Source organism: Streptomyces sp. NRRL F-2580 (assembly GCF_000720115.1).
Classification (GTDB): domain Bacteria; phylum Actinomycetota; class Actinomycetes; order Streptomycetales; family Streptomycetaceae; genus Streptomyces.
Genome location: NZ_JOIR01000004.1, coordinates 205428 through 221229 on the forward strand (window position 1 = coordinate 205428; position 15802 = coordinate 221229).

Here is a 15802-nt window from a genome sequence, read left to right on the forward strand (position 1 = left end):
AGGGTCGGAGCATGCCAACCGACACCTCTCCCGGGGCCCTTCCGGCACGGGCGCCCCTCGCGCCCGTGCCGGGTGAGCCCGTCCTCGACGTGGTGATCCCGGTCTTCAACGAGGAGAAGGACCTCGGCCCGTGCGTACGCCGGCTGCACGAGCACCTCACCAGGACCTTCCCCTACCCCTTCCGGATCACGGTCGCCGACAACGCGAGCACCGACCGCACCCCCGAGGTCGCGGCCGGGCTCGCCGCCGCACTGGACGGCGTACGCAGCACCCGGCTGGAGGAGAAGGGCCGGGGCAGGGCGCTGCGCACCGTGTGGTCCGACTCCGAAGCGCCCGTCCTCGCCTACATGGACGTGGACCTCTCCACCGACCTGAACGCCCTGCTGCCGCTGGTCGCTCCGCTGATCTCCGGTCACTCCGACCTGGCCATCGGCACCCGGCTGGCCCGGTCCTCACGGGTGGTGCGGGGAGCCAAGCGGGAGTTCGTCTCCCGGGCCTACAACCTCCTGCTGCGGTCCTCGCTCGCCGCCCGGTTCAGCGATGCCCAGTGCGGGTTCAAGGCCATCCGTCGCGAGGTCGCCGAGCGGCTGCTGCCGCTGGTGGAGGACACGGGCTGGTTCTTCGACACCGAACTGCTCGTGCTCGCGGACCGGGCCGGGCTGCGGATCCACGAGGTGCCGGTGGACTGGGTCGACGACCCCGACTCCACCGTCCACATCGTCAGGACCGCCACCGAGGACCTGAAGGGGGTCTGGCGCGTGGGCCGGGCGCTGGCCGTCGGAGCCCTCCCGCTCGACCGACTCGCCCGCCCCTTCGGCGACGATCCGCGCGACCGCACCGCGCTGCCCGGGGTGGACGGCGGACTGGCCCGTCAGCTCCTCGGCTTCTGCGCCGTCGGAGCCCTGTCCACCCTGCTCTACCTGCTCCTGTACTCCGCCTTCCGCGGTGGGGCCGGCCCGCAGACGGCCAACGGCGCCGCCCTGCTGCTCTCCGCCGTCGCCAACACCGCGGCCAACCGTCGGCTCACCTTCGGTGTCCGAGGCCGGGACCGGGCCGTGCGCCACCAGGCCCAGGGGCTGGTGGTGTTCGCCATCGGGCTGGCCCTGACGAGCGGTTCCCTCGCGGCGCTCGGAGCGGCCACCGCCGATCCCGCGCACGGAACCGAACTGGCCGTTCTGATCACCGCCAACCTCGCCGCCACCGTGCTGCGGTTCCTGCTCTTCCGCGCCTGGGTCTTCCCCGACCGGCGCGACACTCCTGCGAAGGACGACATTCGATGACCACCGCGGCAACTCCGCTCTTCCCGGTCCCCGAGACCCGGGCCGGTACCGGCCGGCGCGCCGTCGCACGGCCCCGCTGGGAACGGCCCGCCCTCGCCGGACTGCTGATCGCCACCGCCGCCCTGCTGCTGTGGGACCTGGGCTCCTCCGGTTACGCCAACTCCTTCTACTCCGCCGCCGCGCAGGCGGGCAGCGAGAGCTGGAAGGCCTTCTTCTTCGGCTCCTCCGACGCCGGGAACTCCATCACCGTCGACAAGCCCCCGGCCGCCCTGTGGCCGATGATGCTCTCGGTCCGGCTGTTCGGGCTCGGCTCCTGGCAGATCCTCGTTCCGCAGGCCCTGATGGGCGTCGGTACGACGGCCGTGCTGTACGCCGCCGTACGCCGGCAGTTCGGGCCCGGTGCGGCGCTGCTGAGCGGAGCGGCCTTCGCGCTCACGCCCGTCGCCGCGCTGATGTTCCGCTTCAACAACCCCGACGCGCTGCTGACGCTGCTGCTGACCGTCACCGTGTACTGCGTGCTGCGGGCCCTCGACGGGGCCCGCACCCGGTGGCTGGTCTGGGCCGGTGTCGCCGTCGGCTTCGCCTTCCTCACCAAGACCCTGCAGGCCTTCGTCATCCTGCCGCCGCTCGCGCTGCTGTACGCGGTCTGCGCGCCGACCCGGCTGCGCAGGCGCCTGGGCCAGCTGCTGCTGGCCGGGCTCGCGATGGTGGTGGCCGGCGGCTGGTGGGTGGCGATCGTGGAGCTGTGGCCCGCGTCCTCCCGCCCGTACATCGGCGGTTCGCAGAACAACTCCTTCCTCGAGCTGACCCTGGGCTACAACGGCCTGGGCCGGATCAACGGCAACGAGACCGGTAGCGTCGGCGGCGGCGCCCGGACCGGCGGAGCCGCCGCCTACGGCCTGCCCGAGGGCGCCATGGGCGGCCCGGGCGGCAGGGCCGGGGGAGGCGGCTGGGGAGAGACCGGCTTCGACCGGCTGTTCGCGGGCAACATCGGCGGGCAGATCTCCTGGCTGCTCCCCGCGGCCTTGGTGCTGCTGGTGGCCGGGCTGGTGGTGACCTGGCGGGCCCGCCGGGCCACCGACTCGCTGGACGGCATGGCACGGGCAGCCTTCCTGGCGTGGGGCGGCTCGCTGCTGATCACCGCGATCGTCTTCAGCTACATGCAGGGCATCTTCCACGAGTACTACACCGTGGCCCTGGCGCCGTTCGTGGCCGCGCTGATCGGCATGGGCGTCGCCGTCCTGTGGGAGGAGCGGGGCAGCGCGGCCGCGGCCATCACCCTCTCCGGCACGCTGGCCCTCACGGCCGTCTGGTCGTACGTCCTGCTGGGCCGTGCCACCGGCTATCTGCCGTGGCTGCGCTGGGCGGTGCTGGTGGGCGGGCTGCTCGCCGCGGCCGCACTGCCGTTCGCCGCGCGGGCGGGCCGCCGGATGCTGCCGGCCGTGGCGGCGCTGGGAGTGACGGCGGCCCTGGCCGGGCCGCTGGCGTACTGCCTGACCACGGTGAGCACCGGCCACACCGGTTCCATCGTGACTGCCGGACCGGCGGTGGCGGGCGGCCGGGGCGGGCCCGGCGGGATGATGGGCGGCTTCCGGGGCGTCGCCGGCGAGATGCCGCAGGGCGGGCCGGGCGGCCAGGGTGCCCAGGGCGGTCAGCCGGGCACGGGCGGGCCCGGCGGCGGTCAGCCGGGTGCTGGGCAGCCGGGTGCCTCACTGCCGGGCGGCGGGCTGCCGCAGGGCGGTAGGCCGCCGGGCCAGGGCACCGCGGGCGGACGCGACGGCGGCCGCGGCGGCGCGCGCACGGGCGGCGGGCCGGGCGGCGCGGGCGGTCTGCTGAACGGGGCGCAGGTCGGCGCCGAGGCCAAGGCGGCCCTCACCACCGACGCCGACGCGTACACGTGGGCGGCAGCCGCCATCGGCTCGCAGAACGCGGCCAGTTACCAGCTGGCCTCGGGCGCGCCCGTCATGGCGATCGGCGGCTTCAACGGCAGCGACCCCTCGCCGACGCTGGAGCAGTTCAAGGCGTACGTGCGGGCCGGGAAGATCCACTGGTTCATCGGCCAGGGCGGCACTGTGGGCGGTCCCGGCGCCACGGGCGGCCCCGGCACCACCGAGGGCGGAGCGCGCATGGGCGGCGGCCCCGGCGGCGGCGCCAGCAGTGAGATCGAGAGCTGGGTGAAGGCGAGCTTCAAGGAGTCCACCGTCGGCGGAGCCACCTTCTACGACCTGACCGCACCGACGTCATGACCCGGTCGGATCCGGTCCGATCGGGTCTCATCCGGCCCGATCGACAGGACACCCCCTAGCATCAAGAGGGCGGACCGGGCATTCCGGGCTGATCCACCTGTCGTGAGGAGGGTGCCTCGATGGTGACCGCGGCCGATCCGGGCGAGACACGGACCAGTGTGTGGCTGACCGCCAGGGCCGCCGCTCCCGCCAGACGCCGCACCGAGGCACCCTCCGGGCTCGACCGGGAGCGGATCACCGCCGCGACCGTACGGCTGCTCGACGCCGAGGGGCTGGCCCGCTTCTCGATGCGGCGGCTCGCCGCCGGTCTCGGGGTCACCGCGATGTCCCTGTACTGGTACGTGGACACCAAGCACGATCTGCTCGAACTCGCCCTGGACCGTGCCCTGGGCGAGTTCAGGCTGCCGGCCGGGCCCCCGGGGGCCGGTGAGGCGGGCTGGCCGGATCGGCTGCAGACGCTGGCCCGGGGCTACCGGAGGGTGCTGGCGGACCACCCGTGGGTGGCTCCGCTCACCGCCGCCTATCCGAACATCGGCCCGCACGCGCGGGCCTTCGACGCCGCCCTCCAGCGGCTGCTGGACGCCACCGGCCTGGCGGACGCCGCCCGGACCGGCGCCCACCTGGCCGTGTCGCAGTTCCTGCAGGGCTGCGGGGGCGCGGTCCGGCGGGCGCCCGAGGCGGACTTCTGCCTCGCGCTCGACGTCCTGATCGCGGGCATCGAGGCCAAGGCAGGGCCCGAGGCCACGGCGCGGCCCGAGGCCTCGGCCACGGCTTGAGCCTGTGGCCGAGGCCGCGACCCGGGCGGCGGCTCAGGGCCCTGACACCGCCAGAAGCCTGACACCAGCAGGGCCCTGACACCGCCAGAAGCCTGACACCAGCAGGGCCCTGACACCGCTCAGGGCTTGACCGTGGTCTCGGCGGCGGCAGCCGCCGGCTCGGGCGAAGAAGCCGCCGGGGAGTGGGCCGCCGCCTTCGACTTCAGCGCGACCTCCTTGATGAACACCACCAGCACCAGGCCGAGGAGCGCGAACGGGGCCGCGTAGAGGAAGACGTCGCCGACGCCGTGCCCGTACGCGGACTCGATGACCTCACGGATGGGCGCGGGCAACTTGTCGAGGTCGGGGATCCCGCCCCCGGCGGTGCCGCCCCGGCCCGCGGCCGCGGCCTTCGGCCCGAGTGCGGCCAGCCCGTCCTGGACGTAGTGCGTGACCCGGTTGGCCATGACCGCGCCGAGCGCGGAGACGCCCATGGCACCGCCGAGCGAGCGGAAGAAGGTGACGACCGAGCTGGCCGCGCCCAGGTCCTCGGGGGCCACCTGGTTCTGGGTGGCGAGGACCAGGTTCTGCATCATCATGCCGAGACCGAGGCCGGTCAGCGCCATGTAGATCGCGATGTGCCAGTACGGGGTGTCGTACCGCAGGGTGCCCAGCAGGCCCAGACCGACGGTCAGCAGCACGCCACCGGAGACGAGCCAGGCCTTCCACTTGCCGGTCTTGGTGATCACCTGACCGGAAAGGGTGGAGGAGACGAAGAGGCCGGCGATCATCGGAATCGTGAGGATTCCGGACATCGTGGGGGACTCACCGCGGGCCAACTGGAAGAACTGGCTGAAAAACACGGTGCCCGAGAACATCGCGATGCCCACGAACAGCGAAGCCGCCGAGGCCAGGCTGATGGTCTTGTTGCGGAAGAGCCGCAGCGGGATGATCGGGTCGCTCGCGCGGGACTCGACGAGGACGAAGAGCAGGCCGAGCACCACCGCTCCGCCCGTCATGGCCCAGGTCTGCCAGGAGATCCACTCGTAGGAGTCGCCGGCCTGCGTGACCCAGATCAGCAGCAGCGAGACGGCCCCGCTGATCAGGAAGGCGCCCAGCCAGTCGACCTTGACGTCACGGCGGACGACCGGGAGGTGCAGGGTCCGCTGGAGCACGATCAGGGCGATGATCGCGAAGGGCACGCCGACGTAGAAGCACCAGCGCCAGCCCAGCCACTCGGTGTCGGTGATGACGCCGCCCAGCAGCGGGCCGCCGACGGTGGCGACGGCGAAGACCGCGCCGAGGTAGCCGCTGTACCGGCCGCGCTCGCGCGGGGAGATCATCGCGGCCATGACGATCTGGGCGAGGGCCGACAGACCGCCGACGCCTATGCCCTGGACCACGCGGCAGGCGATGAGCGTGCCGGTGTTCTGGGAGAGGCCCGCGACCACGGAGCCGAGGACGTAGATCACGAGGGAGATCTGGACTAGCAGCTTCTTGCTGAAGAGGTCGGACAGCTTGCCCCACAGCGGGGTGGCCGCCGTCATCGACAGCAGGGCCGCCGTGACCACCCAGGTGTACGAGGACTGGGTGCCGCCGAGGTCGCTGATGATCTGGGGCAGGGCGTTCGAGACGATCGTGGAGGACAGGATCGCGACGAACATGCCGAGCATCAGCCCGGACAGCGCCTTCATGATCTGCGGGTGGGTCATGGTCACGGCCGCGGAAGCGGATGCTCCCGCGGCCGTGGCCTTGGGTGTGTTGTCGGTCGTCGTCTCCGACTGGGCCATGTCATTCCTTCGTCTAGAAGCTCGATCGGAGTCGGGCCAGCAGGGTGTTGAGTGCGTCGATGTCCTGGACGGACCAGCCGTGCAGGGCTCTTTCCAGCGCGGCCGTGTGGCGGGCGCCGAGCTCGGTGAGCAGGGCCCGGCCGCTCGGCGTGAGCCGCAGGATCCGGCAGCGTCCGTCGCCGGGGTCGGTCTCGCGTTCGATCCAGCCGCGGTCGGCGACGTGCGTGACGTGCCGGCTGGTCACCGAGATGTCCACCGCCATGAACTCGGCCATGCGGCTCAGCCGCATCTCCCCGTGCCGGTCGAGCACGGTGAGGACGGCGGCCGCGCCGGGCGGACAGTCCGGGGGCAGGCTGCGGGCGAGCTCGCGCTTGACCGCGCCGATCCCAGTGAGCTGGCGGGCCAGCTCCTCGTGCGGAGTGGGCGGAGTCGGCGCAGTGGTCGGGGCGGTCGCAGTCGTCCGCGCGGTCATCGTCACCGGGTCCCCCCATCTTGTTGCTTTAGGCAACCATAGAAGCGAATGGTTGCTACAGGCAAATGAATCCGGGGGCGGGGCGGTAAAAGAATCGGAAAACCGGCTAGGGTCCTGCTCCATGGCTGAGAACCACAACTCACAGGTCCCCGAGGGCAACTACGACCCCGCGGGCAGCACGCAGATGTTCCGGGCGTTCGTCGAGGAGGCCGCACCGGCCCGCCAGGCGGCACCGGGCTCCCGCCAGCAGCGCCGCGCCGCGGAGCAGGAGCGGTCCGGGTCCTCGGGCTCGACCGCGAAGGTGGCCCTGATCATCGGGCTCGTCCTCATGATCGGCGCGGCCGCCTGGGTGGTCCTGCACTGACGGCTCGGGCGGGGGCCGGGTCCGCCGGCCTCAGCTCCAGGTGGCGGTGACGTTCCGGGTGTCCACGTGCATGCCCAGAGGCACCCGCCAGGCCTCCACGCACACCGTGTAGGTCTGCGTGTTCGAGGCTCCGCCCGCGAGGGGCGCCGGCAGCGGCTGGGTCGTGGTGATCGTGGCCCAGTCGATGCCGAGCGCGCCGATGATGTGCGTCGCGAAGCTGACCGTGCCCGCGCGGGCCGCCGTCGTGCCGGTGTTCGTGAAGGTCACCGTGACCCGCTCGCACCAGCGGTCGGCCGCGGCCGCCCTGGTCGGCGCGGACAGCGTCAGCTTCGCCGGGGTCGTGGGCGGGGCCGGGGGCGTGGTGCCGGGCTTGGTGGACGGGCCGCCCGGGCTCGTGGGCAGGGTCGACGGGGTCGACGGGGTCCCCGGAGCGTCCGGCGCGTTCGGCGTGCCCACCGCCGGCGGGGTCCGCCCTGGGCCGGCCGGGGCGCCCGCGGGGCCGCCGGGGGCGGTGGTCGCGGCTCCGCCCGGGGTGGAGCCGCCCGGGACCCCGGATCCCGGAGCCGGGGCCGACGCACTGGACGACGTACCGGACGACGCGGCGGATCCGCCCGCCGCGGACGGGCCGCCGAGCTGCTGGAACTCCACCTGTCCCCGCGGCGCGACGTTCTCCCCCGCGCCCCGTTCGGGGCCCGGGGCCGCTGCGCCCACGGCGACGTAGCCGTCCCGTGCCGGGCCGCCGCAGCCGGTGAGGCCGGCGACGGCCGTGCAGCACAGGGCGAGGAGGGCGGTGGCCGCTCGCGATCCCTTTCGCATCGCGCCAGTTTTCCTGACGCATCGTCAATTAGGAAGCGGGCGGCGAGCCCGGTCACTCTCCGATGAGGCCCACGCGCAGCTGCGCGAGGGTGCGGGTCAGCAGCCGGGAGACGTGCATCTGGGAGATGCCGACCTCCTCGCCGATCTGCGACTGAGTCATGTTCGCGAAGAAGCGCAGCATGATGATCTGCCGTTCCCGGGGCGGGAGTTTGGCGAGCAGCGGCTTCAGGGACTCGCGGTACTCGACGCCTTCGAGCGCGGTGTCCTCGTAGCCGAGGCGGTCCGCGAGCGAGCCCTCGCCGCCCTCGTCCTCCGGGGAGGGCGAGTCGAGCGAGGAGGCGGTGTAGGCGTTGCCGACGGCGAGACCGTCGACCACGTCCTCCTCCGAGACCCCGAGCACGGCGGCGAGCTCCGGCACGGTCGGCGAGCGGTCCAGCTTCTGGGCGAGCTCGTCACTGGCCTTGGTCAGCGCCAGGCGCAGCTCCTGGAGCCGCCGCGGGACGCGGACGGACCAGGAGGTGTCCCTAAAGAATCGTTTGATCTCGCCCACGACGGTCGGCATCGCGAACGTCGGGAACTCCACGCCGCGTTCGCAGTCGAACCGGTCGATCGCCTTGATCAGGCCGATGGTGCCGACCTGGACGATGTCCTCCATCGGCTCGTTGCGGCTGCGGAAGCGGGCCGCGGCGTACCGCACGAGGGGCAGGTTCAGCTCGATCAGGGTGTCGCGTACGTACGCCCGTTCGGGGCTGTCCGCGTCCAGGGCGGCGAGTCGCTGGAAGAGGGAGCGGGAGAGGGTGCGGGTGTCGATGGCTTCCGAGCGGTCGGACACGGCCGGCGGCGTCACGCTCTTGACGAGTGTGAGCACCTTGGAGCTGCCCTGGTCTACGGACATGCCACCCCCTTGAGGTCGCGGACGGTCGCGTACGGCGCGCCCGTCGGAGGAACGCAGCCTCCACCTGAATACCGGAGGCGGGGCTGCGGCAAACGCGGTTCAAGCAGAATGTCACATGTCGGCAACACGCTGTAGCGCCAAGTCGACATATATCTCCAGCGACAGGAGCGCTCGGAAGGCGATCGGCCCGATCTGTCGGGAAACGTGCGGATGATCTCCACTCGTTACGGTTACGCCTCGATCCTGTTTGCGGATCTCAGTCGGGCGAAGCTCCGCGCGAGGAGCCGCGAGACGTGCATCTGGGAGACCCCGAGCTCGGCGCTGATCTGTGACTGCGTCAGGTTGTTGTAGTACCGCAGGAGCAGGATCCGCTGTTCGCGCTCGGGCAGTTGTACGAGGAGGTGGCGGACGAGGTCGCGGTGCTCGACCCCGGCCAGCTCCGGGTCCTCGTAGCCGAGGCGGTCCAGCAGCCCGGGCATGCCGTCGCCCTCCTGGGCGGCCTCCAGCGAGGTCGCGTGGTAGCTGCGCCCGGCCTCGATGCAGGACAGCACCTCGTCCTCGGTGATGCGCAGGCGTTCGGCGATCTCCGGGGTGGTCGGGGTGCGCCCGTGGAGCGTGGTGAGGTCCTCGGTGGCGGCGTTGACCTGGACCCACAGCTCGTGGAGGCGGCGCGGCACGTGGACGGTGCGGACGTTGTCGCGGAAATACCGCTTGATCTCGCCCACGACGGTCGGCATCGCGAAGGTCGGGAACTGCACGCCGCGGTCCGGGTCGAAGCGGTCGATGGCGTTGATCAGGCCGATGGTGCCGACCTGGACCACGTCCTCCATCGGCTCGTTGCGGCTGCGGAAGCGGGCGGCCGCGTACCGGACGAGCGGGAGGTTGGCCTCGATGAGGGCCCCGCGCACTCGGGTGTGCTCGCTGGTGCCCGGCTCCAGGCCCTTCAGCTGGCCGAAGAGGACCTGGGTGAGGGCGCGGGTGTCCGCGCCCCGGCTCGGGGGTCTCGGTGTGGCCGGGGGCTCCTCGGGCGGCGACTCCTGGCGGGGCTCCAGGAGCGACTCCTGACGGGGCTCCAGTAGGGGCTCCGGGCGGGGTTCCAGAAGGGGTTGCGGGCGGGGTTCCCGCCCCGACTCATGCCCTGGCTCCTGGCCCGACTCATGCCCCGGCTCCTGCGCGGACTCCTGGCCCGGCTCTTGCCCGGACTCCTGGCGGGGCTCTTGCTGGGTCGGCACCTGGGGGTCCTGCTGGGGTGGCACTTGAGGCGCAGTACTGGCCGGCACGGTCACGCCACCCCTTCAGTCAACTCATCCGTCAAAAGCGGTCATAGCATCACAAGAGATGTGCACTGTGTGCAAGCACCGTATAACGCCGTGTTGAGGGCAAGTTGGGCATATCAGGGCAATGTGCCCAGTAATGGGTATGCAAAAAGCCCCCCACCCGTCGGAGTGGGGGGCCGGAATTCCGGGAACCGCTTCAGCGTACGGGGTCAGCGCACCAGTTCGGTCATGAACTCGCCGATGCCGGATGCGGCATCCGATATCCCCTGGAAGCCTATTTCGACCATCTCGGCCGCCCTCTTCGGCTGGGTGATGATCACGAAGAGCACGAACACGGTGAGGGCACCCGTGATGAGTTTCCTGGTGTCCACGAGCGGGCGGCCTCCCCAACCGGTCCTTGCAAGTCGGGTGAGTCTAACCGGTCAAGATTGGACACTGACGTGTCCTTTAAGGACCAATGACCCGGCACTCCGGGTCCTTTGCCGCTGGGTCCGGGGTCGCGGCGGGCGCAGGATTGGGGTGAGCCCACCGGTTCTGGCAGGAAATCGGTGGGCGACGGACAGGGCCTCACTGCGGGTCCGAGCCGCGAGCTCCCCCCTGCCCGCGGCCCGGACCGGCAGGTCCGTCCTCGTCGGGGGGAGTGGCTTTGTCCCCCGATGCCACTTCCCCCGTTCCACACGTCGAAGGCCCCGACCCCGGTCGGGGCCTTCTTCGCGTCGTACGGGACTACTCGATGCCGCCGGCCAGGCCCAGCACGGGCTCCACGGGAGCGATCACGGGGTACAGCTGGTTCGGCACCTCCATGAGCGCGTTGAGCTGATTCGCACCCTCGCTGAGCTTCGACCCGATCTCCGAGACGGAACCGGGCTGGGCCCCCGCCGGCATCCCGGGCGCGGCCGTCGGCAGGTCCGGGAGGGCGAGCGGGGCGACCGGGGCGGCCGAGGCGGCGGGTGCGGCGAGGCCCGCGGCGGCCCCCGCGAGGGCGATGGCGGCGAGGATGCGCTGGGTCTTGGTCATGCCGTGACAACGGCCGAAGGGGCGGGCGGTCACGCGGCTGTCCGCCGGACGGGAGCGCAACGAACGCCGAGAGCCCCGACCCTTGCGGGGCGGGGCTCTCGTTCAGAGCGGTAGCGGTGGGATTTGAACCCACGGATAGCTTGCACCATCACACGCTTTCGAGGCGTGCTCCTTCGGCCGCTCGGACACGCTACCGAGAGAGAGCTTAGCCCAAGGTGGCCCGTGCGCCGAAATCCGTATCCGCGGGCCCGTCGTCACAGCTCACGGAAGAAGTCCGTCAGCTGCCGGGCGCACTCCTCGGCGAGGACGCCGCGGACCACCTCGGGGCGGTGGTTGAGCCGGCGGTCCCGTACGAGGTCCCACAGGGACCCGGCCGCGCCCGCCTTCTCGTCGTCCGCGCCGTAGACGACCCGGGCGACGCGCGACTGCACGAGCGCGCCCGCGCACATCACGCACGGCTCCAGGGTCACCACGAGGGTGCACCCCGGAAGCCGCCATTCGCCGCGTGCGGCGGCCGCCCGGCGCAGTGCCACGACCTCGGCGTGCGCCGTGGGGTCGCCGGTCGCCTCGCGTTCGTTGTACCCGGTGGCGAGGAGTTCCCCGTCCGGGCCGAGCACGACGGCGCCGACCGGCACATCGCCGGCCGGCACCGCCCGGGCGGCCTCCTGGAGCGCCAGGCGCATGGAGTCGCGCCACGGGTCCCGTACGGGATCGGGATCGGTGTGCGTGTCGTGCGTGCGGATCACTAGCGGACGGCCTCCAGGACCTCGGTGGCACCGAGGGACTCGGCGATCTCCGAGAGGGCGTCCCCGTCGAGGGTCATCAGTTGTTTGTTGGTCACCCCGAGGTCGTCCAGCAGCAGCGGGTCGCCGAGCGGACCGGCCGGTACCGGCTCCGCGCCCGTCCCGCCCACCCCGGCCTCGGCGGCGTCCTCGTCCGTGTAGGCGGCGACGGCATCCTCCTCGCCGTCCTCGGTGCCGTCCAGGTCCAGCTCGTCGAGTTCGTCGTCCTCCTCCTCGCTGCCCAGCAGCTCTTTGGTCAACATCGAGCCGTAGGAGCTGCGGGCGGCCACGGAGGCGTTCGATACGAAGTACCGAGGGTCCTCCTCGCCGTCCACGCGGACGACGCCGAACCAGGCGTCCTCCTGCTCGATGAGGGCGACCACCGTGTCGTCGTCGACAGCGGCGGAACGGGCGAGATCGATCAGATCACTGAGGGACTCGACGTTGTCGAGTTCCATGTCGCTCGCTTCCCACCCGTCTTCGGTGCGCGCGAGCAGTGCGGCGAAGTACACCGTGACTCTCCCACTGGTCTTAGGCGTGCCGGTTGGAGGTCCCCCCGGCCGGAGGTTGGGGCCGCGACGGCCGCGTGCTCGCCGTTCGTGCCCCGCCCAATCGGCATCGTGGCAGAAACAGCGGCTTTGCGAGAGGTCTTCGGCGCTTGCGTCGTGCCGTGCCGTGTCCCTGCGGGGGGCTTGCGGGGTTGTGGGGGCGGGGTGGCGGGGCCGTGCCGGGGGGTGCGCGGCGGGCGGTACGGCTCGGTCGTGTCGCGGCGTTCCGGGCCCGCGGCCGGCTCCCCGGGGCTCCGCCCCGGACCCCGCGCCTCAAACGCCGGCGGGGCTGGAGCGGGCCGGCGGGGCCGGACGAGTGGCCGGATGAGGGGCTGGACGGGGCGGGCCGCCCGGATCGGTGGTCACCAGCGGAAGGTACGCATCCGCATCTGCTGGCGCATACGGGCCGCGCGGGCGCGGCGGGGCTGGACGCGGTCGCGCAGGGCGCGGGCCTCCATGAGGTCGCGCAGGAACTGCGCGCGGCGCGCTCGGCGCTGGGCCGCGGTCTCCGGCGCATCGTCGCTCGGCTGCGTGTCGGGCATCGGCCACCACCCTGGGCTGGTCGGTCGTTTCCCCCTGCACCCACCTTCCCCCGGACGGGGCGTTTGATGCCACCCCTGCGCAGGTCAGACGTCCTCCTTGAGGGTCGGGACGATCGCCACCGGACCGTGCGCGTGGTGCAGTACCGCATGGGCCACCGAGCCGATCTGCAGGGACATGGCGGTGCGCCGCGGGTGGTGGCGGCCGACCACCACCAGGGCCGCCGACCGGGAGGCATCGACCAGCCGCCCCGCCGGATCGCCGGGGACCGCGGCCTGCTCGACGGCGACGTCCGGGTAGCGCGTGCGCAGGGGCGCCAGCCGCGCCGTCTGGGAGCGGAGCATCTCCCGCTCGGCCGGTACGCCGTCCCCCTCGTCGGCGAGGCCCTCCGGCGGGATCACCTCGAAGGGCCGGTCGATCACCAGGGCCGGTGCGGGCGGGACGGCGTACGCGGAGACCACCTGGACGGTGGTCCCCCGCACGGCCGCCTCCGCGAAGGCGAAGGACAGGACGTCGTCGGGGGTCTCGGCGGCGTGCAGCCCGAGCACCACGCGCCCGGCGGACTCCTCGGAGGCGGCCGCCCCGGCGTCGCGCGCGGCGTGCGGGACCACCACCACCGGGCACGGGGCCGTCGACGCCACCGCCCGGCTGCTCGAACCGAGCAGCAGGCTGGCGAAGCCGCCGCGGCCGCGGGAGCCCATCACCAGCATCAGGGCTCCCGCACCGATCACCCGCAGCGCCTCGGGTACAGAGCCCTCCAAGGCCTCGTACCGGACCCCCTCGGGCAGCTCCGGGCCGCCGCCCAGCAGGGCCCGTACCCAGTCCTTCACGGGGTCGGCGAACTCCGCCGGCTGCGAGGCGTCGTGCAGGGCCGCCCGGCGGCCCGCATACAACTGGGCGTGGTCGGGCAGAACATGGGCGATCATCAGCTCCGCACCGTGCCGGACGGCTGCGGCCCTCGCCCACTCCAGGGCCTTGAGGCTGTGTTCGGACCCGTCGACGGCTGCGATCACCGGTGCGTTGCTCATCCGTCCAGCGTGCTGGGCGTCCGCGCGGGTCGCATCCGCAGGTCGCTGCGGGCGTGGCCGCCGCTTCGGACGCGAAGGGGCCGCGTCACCGCGTAGCCTTTTGGGTGCAGGTCGCGTCGTGCGGCCGTTTTTGCTGGTCGCAGGCTCAGTTTTGGAGGATGTTGTGCGTTTGCAGGTCGTCGATCACCCCTTGGTGGCGCACAAACTCACCACCCTGCGCGACAAGCGCACCGACTCCGCCACCTTCCGGCGGCTCGCCGACGAGCTGGTCACCCTGCTCGCGTACGAGGCCACCCGCGACGTGCGCACCGAGCAGGCCGACATCGAGACGCCGGTCGCCCCGACCACCGGCGTGAAGCTCTCCCACCCGCGCCCGCTGGTCGTACCGATCCTGCGGGCCGGCCTCGGCATGCTCGACGGCATGGTGCGGCTGCTGCCGACCGCCGAGGTGGGCTTCCTGGGCATGGTCCGCAACGAGGAGACCCTGGAGGCCTCCACGTACGCGACGCGCATGCCGGAGGACCTCTCCGGACGCCAGGTCTACGTCGTCGACCCGATGCTCGCCACCGGCGGCACGCTCGTCGCGGCGATCCAGGAGCTGATCAAGCGCGGCGCCGACGACGTCACCGCCGTGGTGCTGCTGGCGGCGCCGGAGGGCGTCGAGATCATGGAGCGCGAGCTGGCGGGCACGCCGGTGACCGTGGTGACGGCCGCGGTGGACGAGCGGCTCAACGAGCACGGCTACATCGTGCCGGGGCTGGGCGACGCGGGCGACCGGATGTACGGCTCGGCCGAATAGCCGTCCGGCGGCCGGCCGGCACCGCGCACCGGCGGTGGAGCGGCCGGCCGGTACTCCGGTACTCCGGTACGCCGGTACGCGGTTCAGACGTTCAGCATTCGGCGTTCAGCATTTGGCGGGCGCGGGCACGGGGTTGGCCAGGACGGCCAGCGCCTTGTCCGCGTCCTCCTTCGTACTGAGCTCCTTGAAGGCGTCGCCCAGGATCAGGTCGATGTCCGCGCCCTCGCGGGTGTCGGTCTGCTGGGTGGTGCCGGCGAGCTGAGTGCCCAGTACGGAGAAGGCGGCCTTGTCCGTCGTGGGGGAGCCCAGCAGTATCCCGGTGCCGGGGACCTTCTTGTCGAAGTCGGCCGGGGCGTTGCCGACGTGGCCGATGACGAAGCCGCGTTTGGCCAGTTCGTCGCCGACGGCCTTGGCCAGGCCCGCGCGCGGGGTCGCGTTGTAGACGTTGACCGTGATCTCGCCGGGCGGCGGGAGCACGACCGCGGGTTTCGCGGCGGCCGAGGCGGTGGTGGCGGCGGCGGGGCCGCCCTTGGCAGCGCCCTTGGGTGGCGTCGTCGGGCAGTCCTTGGCACCCGCAGCCGTGTTCCGCTTGGGGCTGTCGCCGCGGAACACGTCGATGAGCTGCAGTGCCCCGTAGCCGACCAGGGCAAGCGCGAGGACCGAGCCGAGGATGGCGAGGGCGATCCGAGGACGGCTCCGCTTACGGCTCATACGGGGGTAGGCGGCTCCCGTGACGCGGTACTTTCCGCCCATGCCGGGGGGAGTGAGCATGCTCATGGGCGCAGCGTAGTGCGGCCCGGTGGCGATGCCTACTAAATGATCTGCTGATAGGTCAATGGTGACCCGAAAGGCGCAATCTACGCGAACACGTCAGTCCATCTCGAGGACGCGGGCGTGCAGGACCTGGCGCTGCTGCAGGGCGGCGCGCACGGCGCGGTGCAGCCCGTCCTCCAGGTAGAGGTCGCCGCGCCACTTCACGACATGGGCGAACAGGTCGCCGTAGAAGGTGGAGTCCTCGGCGAGCAGCGTTTCGAGGTCCAGCTGTCCCTTGGTCGTCACGAGCTGGTCGAGCCGGACCGGGCGCGGCGCGACATCCGCCCACTGCCGGGTGGTTTCCCTGCCGTGGTCGGGGTACGGCCGCCCGCTTCCGATGCGCTTGAAGATCACACGGAAAGCCTACCGGGCCCGTGCCT

At 72.3% G+C, this 15802-nt stretch carries 18 protein-coding genes and 1 tRNA gene; 5 read left to right on the forward strand and 14 right to left on the reverse strand.

Features of this window, described 5'->3' with window-relative positions; all coding sequences use genetic code 11:
* Positions 1 to 11 precede the first annotated feature (11 nt).
* From IF88_RS0105670 to IF88_RS0105680, 3 genes are all read left to right on the forward strand, one after another.
* Positions 12 to 1280, forward strand: a complete 1269-nt coding sequence (locus IF88_RS0105670) for a bifunctional glycosyltransferase family 2/GtrA family protein (RefSeq protein ID WP_030707912.1) — start codon at positions 12 to 14, stop codon at positions 1278 to 1280.
* Positions 1277 to 3526, forward strand: a complete 2250-nt coding sequence (locus tag IF88_RS0105675) for an ArnT family glycosyltransferase (protein ID WP_030707914.1) — start codon at positions 1277 to 1279, stop codon at positions 3524 to 3526. The genes IF88_RS0105670 and IF88_RS0105675 overlap by 4 nt, the downstream gene beginning before the upstream one ends.
* Before the next feature lie 119 nt (positions 3527 to 3645).
* Positions 3646 to 4302 (forward strand): TetR/AcrR family transcriptional regulator, encoded by a 657-nt coding sequence (locus IF88_RS0105680; RefSeq protein WP_030707916.1) that lies wholly within the window; start codon positions 3646 to 3648, stop codon positions 4300 to 4302.
* Between the two features lie 119 nt (positions 4303 to 4421).
* Here the strand turns inward: IF88_RS0105680 and IF88_RS0105685 are convergent, their stop codons facing one another.
* Both IF88_RS0105685 and IF88_RS0105690 read right to left on the reverse strand, forming a co-directional pair.
* On the reverse strand, positions 4422 to 5993 hold the full coding sequence (locus IF88_RS0105685) for a DHA2 family efflux MFS transporter permease subunit (protein WP_051836522.1): 1572 nt from the start codon (positions 5991 to 5993) through the stop codon (positions 4422 to 4424).
* A 91-nt stretch (positions 5994 to 6084) separates the two neighbouring features.
* Positions 6085 to 6543, reverse strand: coding sequence for a MarR family winged helix-turn-helix transcriptional regulator (locus IF88_RS0105690; protein ID WP_051836503.1), 459 nt, complete (start codon positions 6541 to 6543; stop codon positions 6085 to 6087).
* Between the two features lie 121 nt (positions 6544 to 6664).
* Here IF88_RS0105690 and IF88_RS0105695 point away from each other — a divergent pair, with 121 nt between their 5' ends.
* Complete coding sequence (locus IF88_RS0105695) at positions 6665 to 6907, forward strand: hypothetical protein (RefSeq protein ID WP_030707923.1); 243 nt, start codon at positions 6665 to 6667, stop codon at positions 6905 to 6907.
* 30 nt (positions 6908 to 6937) lie between these two features.
* Here the strand turns inward: IF88_RS0105695 and IF88_RS0105700 are convergent, their stop codons facing one another.
* The 10 genes from IF88_RS0105700 to IF88_RS0105745 form a co-directional block, all read right to left on the reverse strand.
* Entirely contained in the window at positions 6938 to 7723 is a 786-nt protein-coding gene (locus IF88_RS0105700; protein WP_030707924.1) for a hypothetical protein, read from the reverse strand.
* A gap of 52 nt (positions 7724 to 7775) precedes the next feature.
* The gene (locus tag IF88_RS0105705) at positions 7776 to 8618 is read right to left on the reverse strand and encodes an RNA polymerase sigma factor SigF (RefSeq protein WP_030707925.1); all 843 of its coding nucleotides are present in this window, start codon (positions 8616 to 8618) and stop codon (positions 7776 to 7778) included.
* A 230-nt stretch (positions 8619 to 8848) separates the two neighbouring features.
* On the reverse strand, positions 8849 to 9670 hold the full coding sequence (locus tag IF88_RS0105710) for an RNA polymerase sigma factor SigF (RefSeq protein ID WP_030707926.1): 822 nt from the start codon (positions 9668 to 9670) through the stop codon (positions 8849 to 8851).
* Between the two features lie 434 nt (positions 9671 to 10104).
* Positions 10105 to 10266, reverse strand: coding sequence for a hypothetical protein (locus IF88_RS47185; RefSeq protein ID WP_199808029.1), 162 nt, complete (start codon positions 10264 to 10266; stop codon positions 10105 to 10107).
* A gap of 355 nt (positions 10267 to 10621) precedes the next feature.
* Positions 10622 to 10912, reverse strand: a complete 291-nt coding sequence (locus tag IF88_RS0105720; RefSeq protein ID WP_158754293.1) for a hypothetical protein — start codon at positions 10910 to 10912, stop codon at positions 10622 to 10624.
* A gap of 108 nt (positions 10913 to 11020) precedes the next feature.
* Positions 11021 to 11107 (reverse strand) — tRNA-Ser (locus IF88_RS0105725).
* A 59-nt stretch (positions 11108 to 11166) separates the two neighbouring features.
* The gene (tadA, locus tag IF88_RS0105730) at positions 11167 to 11595 is read right to left on the reverse strand and encodes a tRNA adenosine(34) deaminase TadA (RefSeq protein WP_051836524.1); all 429 of its coding nucleotides are present in this window, start codon (positions 11593 to 11595) and stop codon (positions 11167 to 11169) included.
* Positions 11596 to 11657: 62 nt separating this feature from the next.
* Positions 11658 to 12206: a hypothetical protein gene (locus IF88_RS0105735; RefSeq protein ID WP_030707934.1), complete on the reverse strand. Its 549-nt coding sequence runs from the start codon at positions 12204 to 12206 to the stop codon at positions 11658 to 11660.
* Between the two features lie 398 nt (positions 12207 to 12604).
* Complete coding sequence (locus IF88_RS0105740; protein ID WP_030027564.1) at positions 12605 to 12784, reverse strand: hypothetical protein; 180 nt, start codon at positions 12782 to 12784, stop codon at positions 12605 to 12607.
* A gap of 84 nt (positions 12785 to 12868) precedes the next feature.
* Positions 12869 to 13810 (reverse strand): universal stress protein, encoded by a 942-nt coding sequence (locus IF88_RS0105745; RefSeq protein WP_030707939.1) that lies wholly within the window; start codon positions 13808 to 13810, stop codon positions 12869 to 12871.
* A 163-nt stretch (positions 13811 to 13973) separates the two neighbouring features.
* Here IF88_RS0105745 and upp point away from each other — a divergent pair, with 163 nt between their 5' ends.
* Positions 13974 to 14609, forward strand: a complete 636-nt coding sequence (gene upp / locus IF88_RS0105750; RefSeq protein WP_030010426.1) for a uracil phosphoribosyltransferase — start codon at positions 13974 to 13976, stop codon at positions 14607 to 14609.
* Positions 14610 to 14714: 105 nt separating this feature from the next.
* Here the strand turns inward: upp and IF88_RS0105755 are convergent, their stop codons facing one another.
* Positions 14715 to 15386: a LytR C-terminal domain-containing protein gene (locus tag IF88_RS0105755; protein ID WP_037805521.1), complete on the reverse strand. Its 672-nt coding sequence runs from the start codon at positions 15384 to 15386 to the stop codon at positions 14715 to 14717.
* A gap of 93 nt (positions 15387 to 15479) precedes the next feature.
* Entirely contained in the window at positions 15480 to 15776 is a 297-nt protein-coding gene (locus IF88_RS0105760; protein WP_030010424.1) for a type II toxin-antitoxin system VapB family antitoxin, read from the reverse strand.
* Positions 15777 to 15802: the final 26 nt, after the last annotated feature.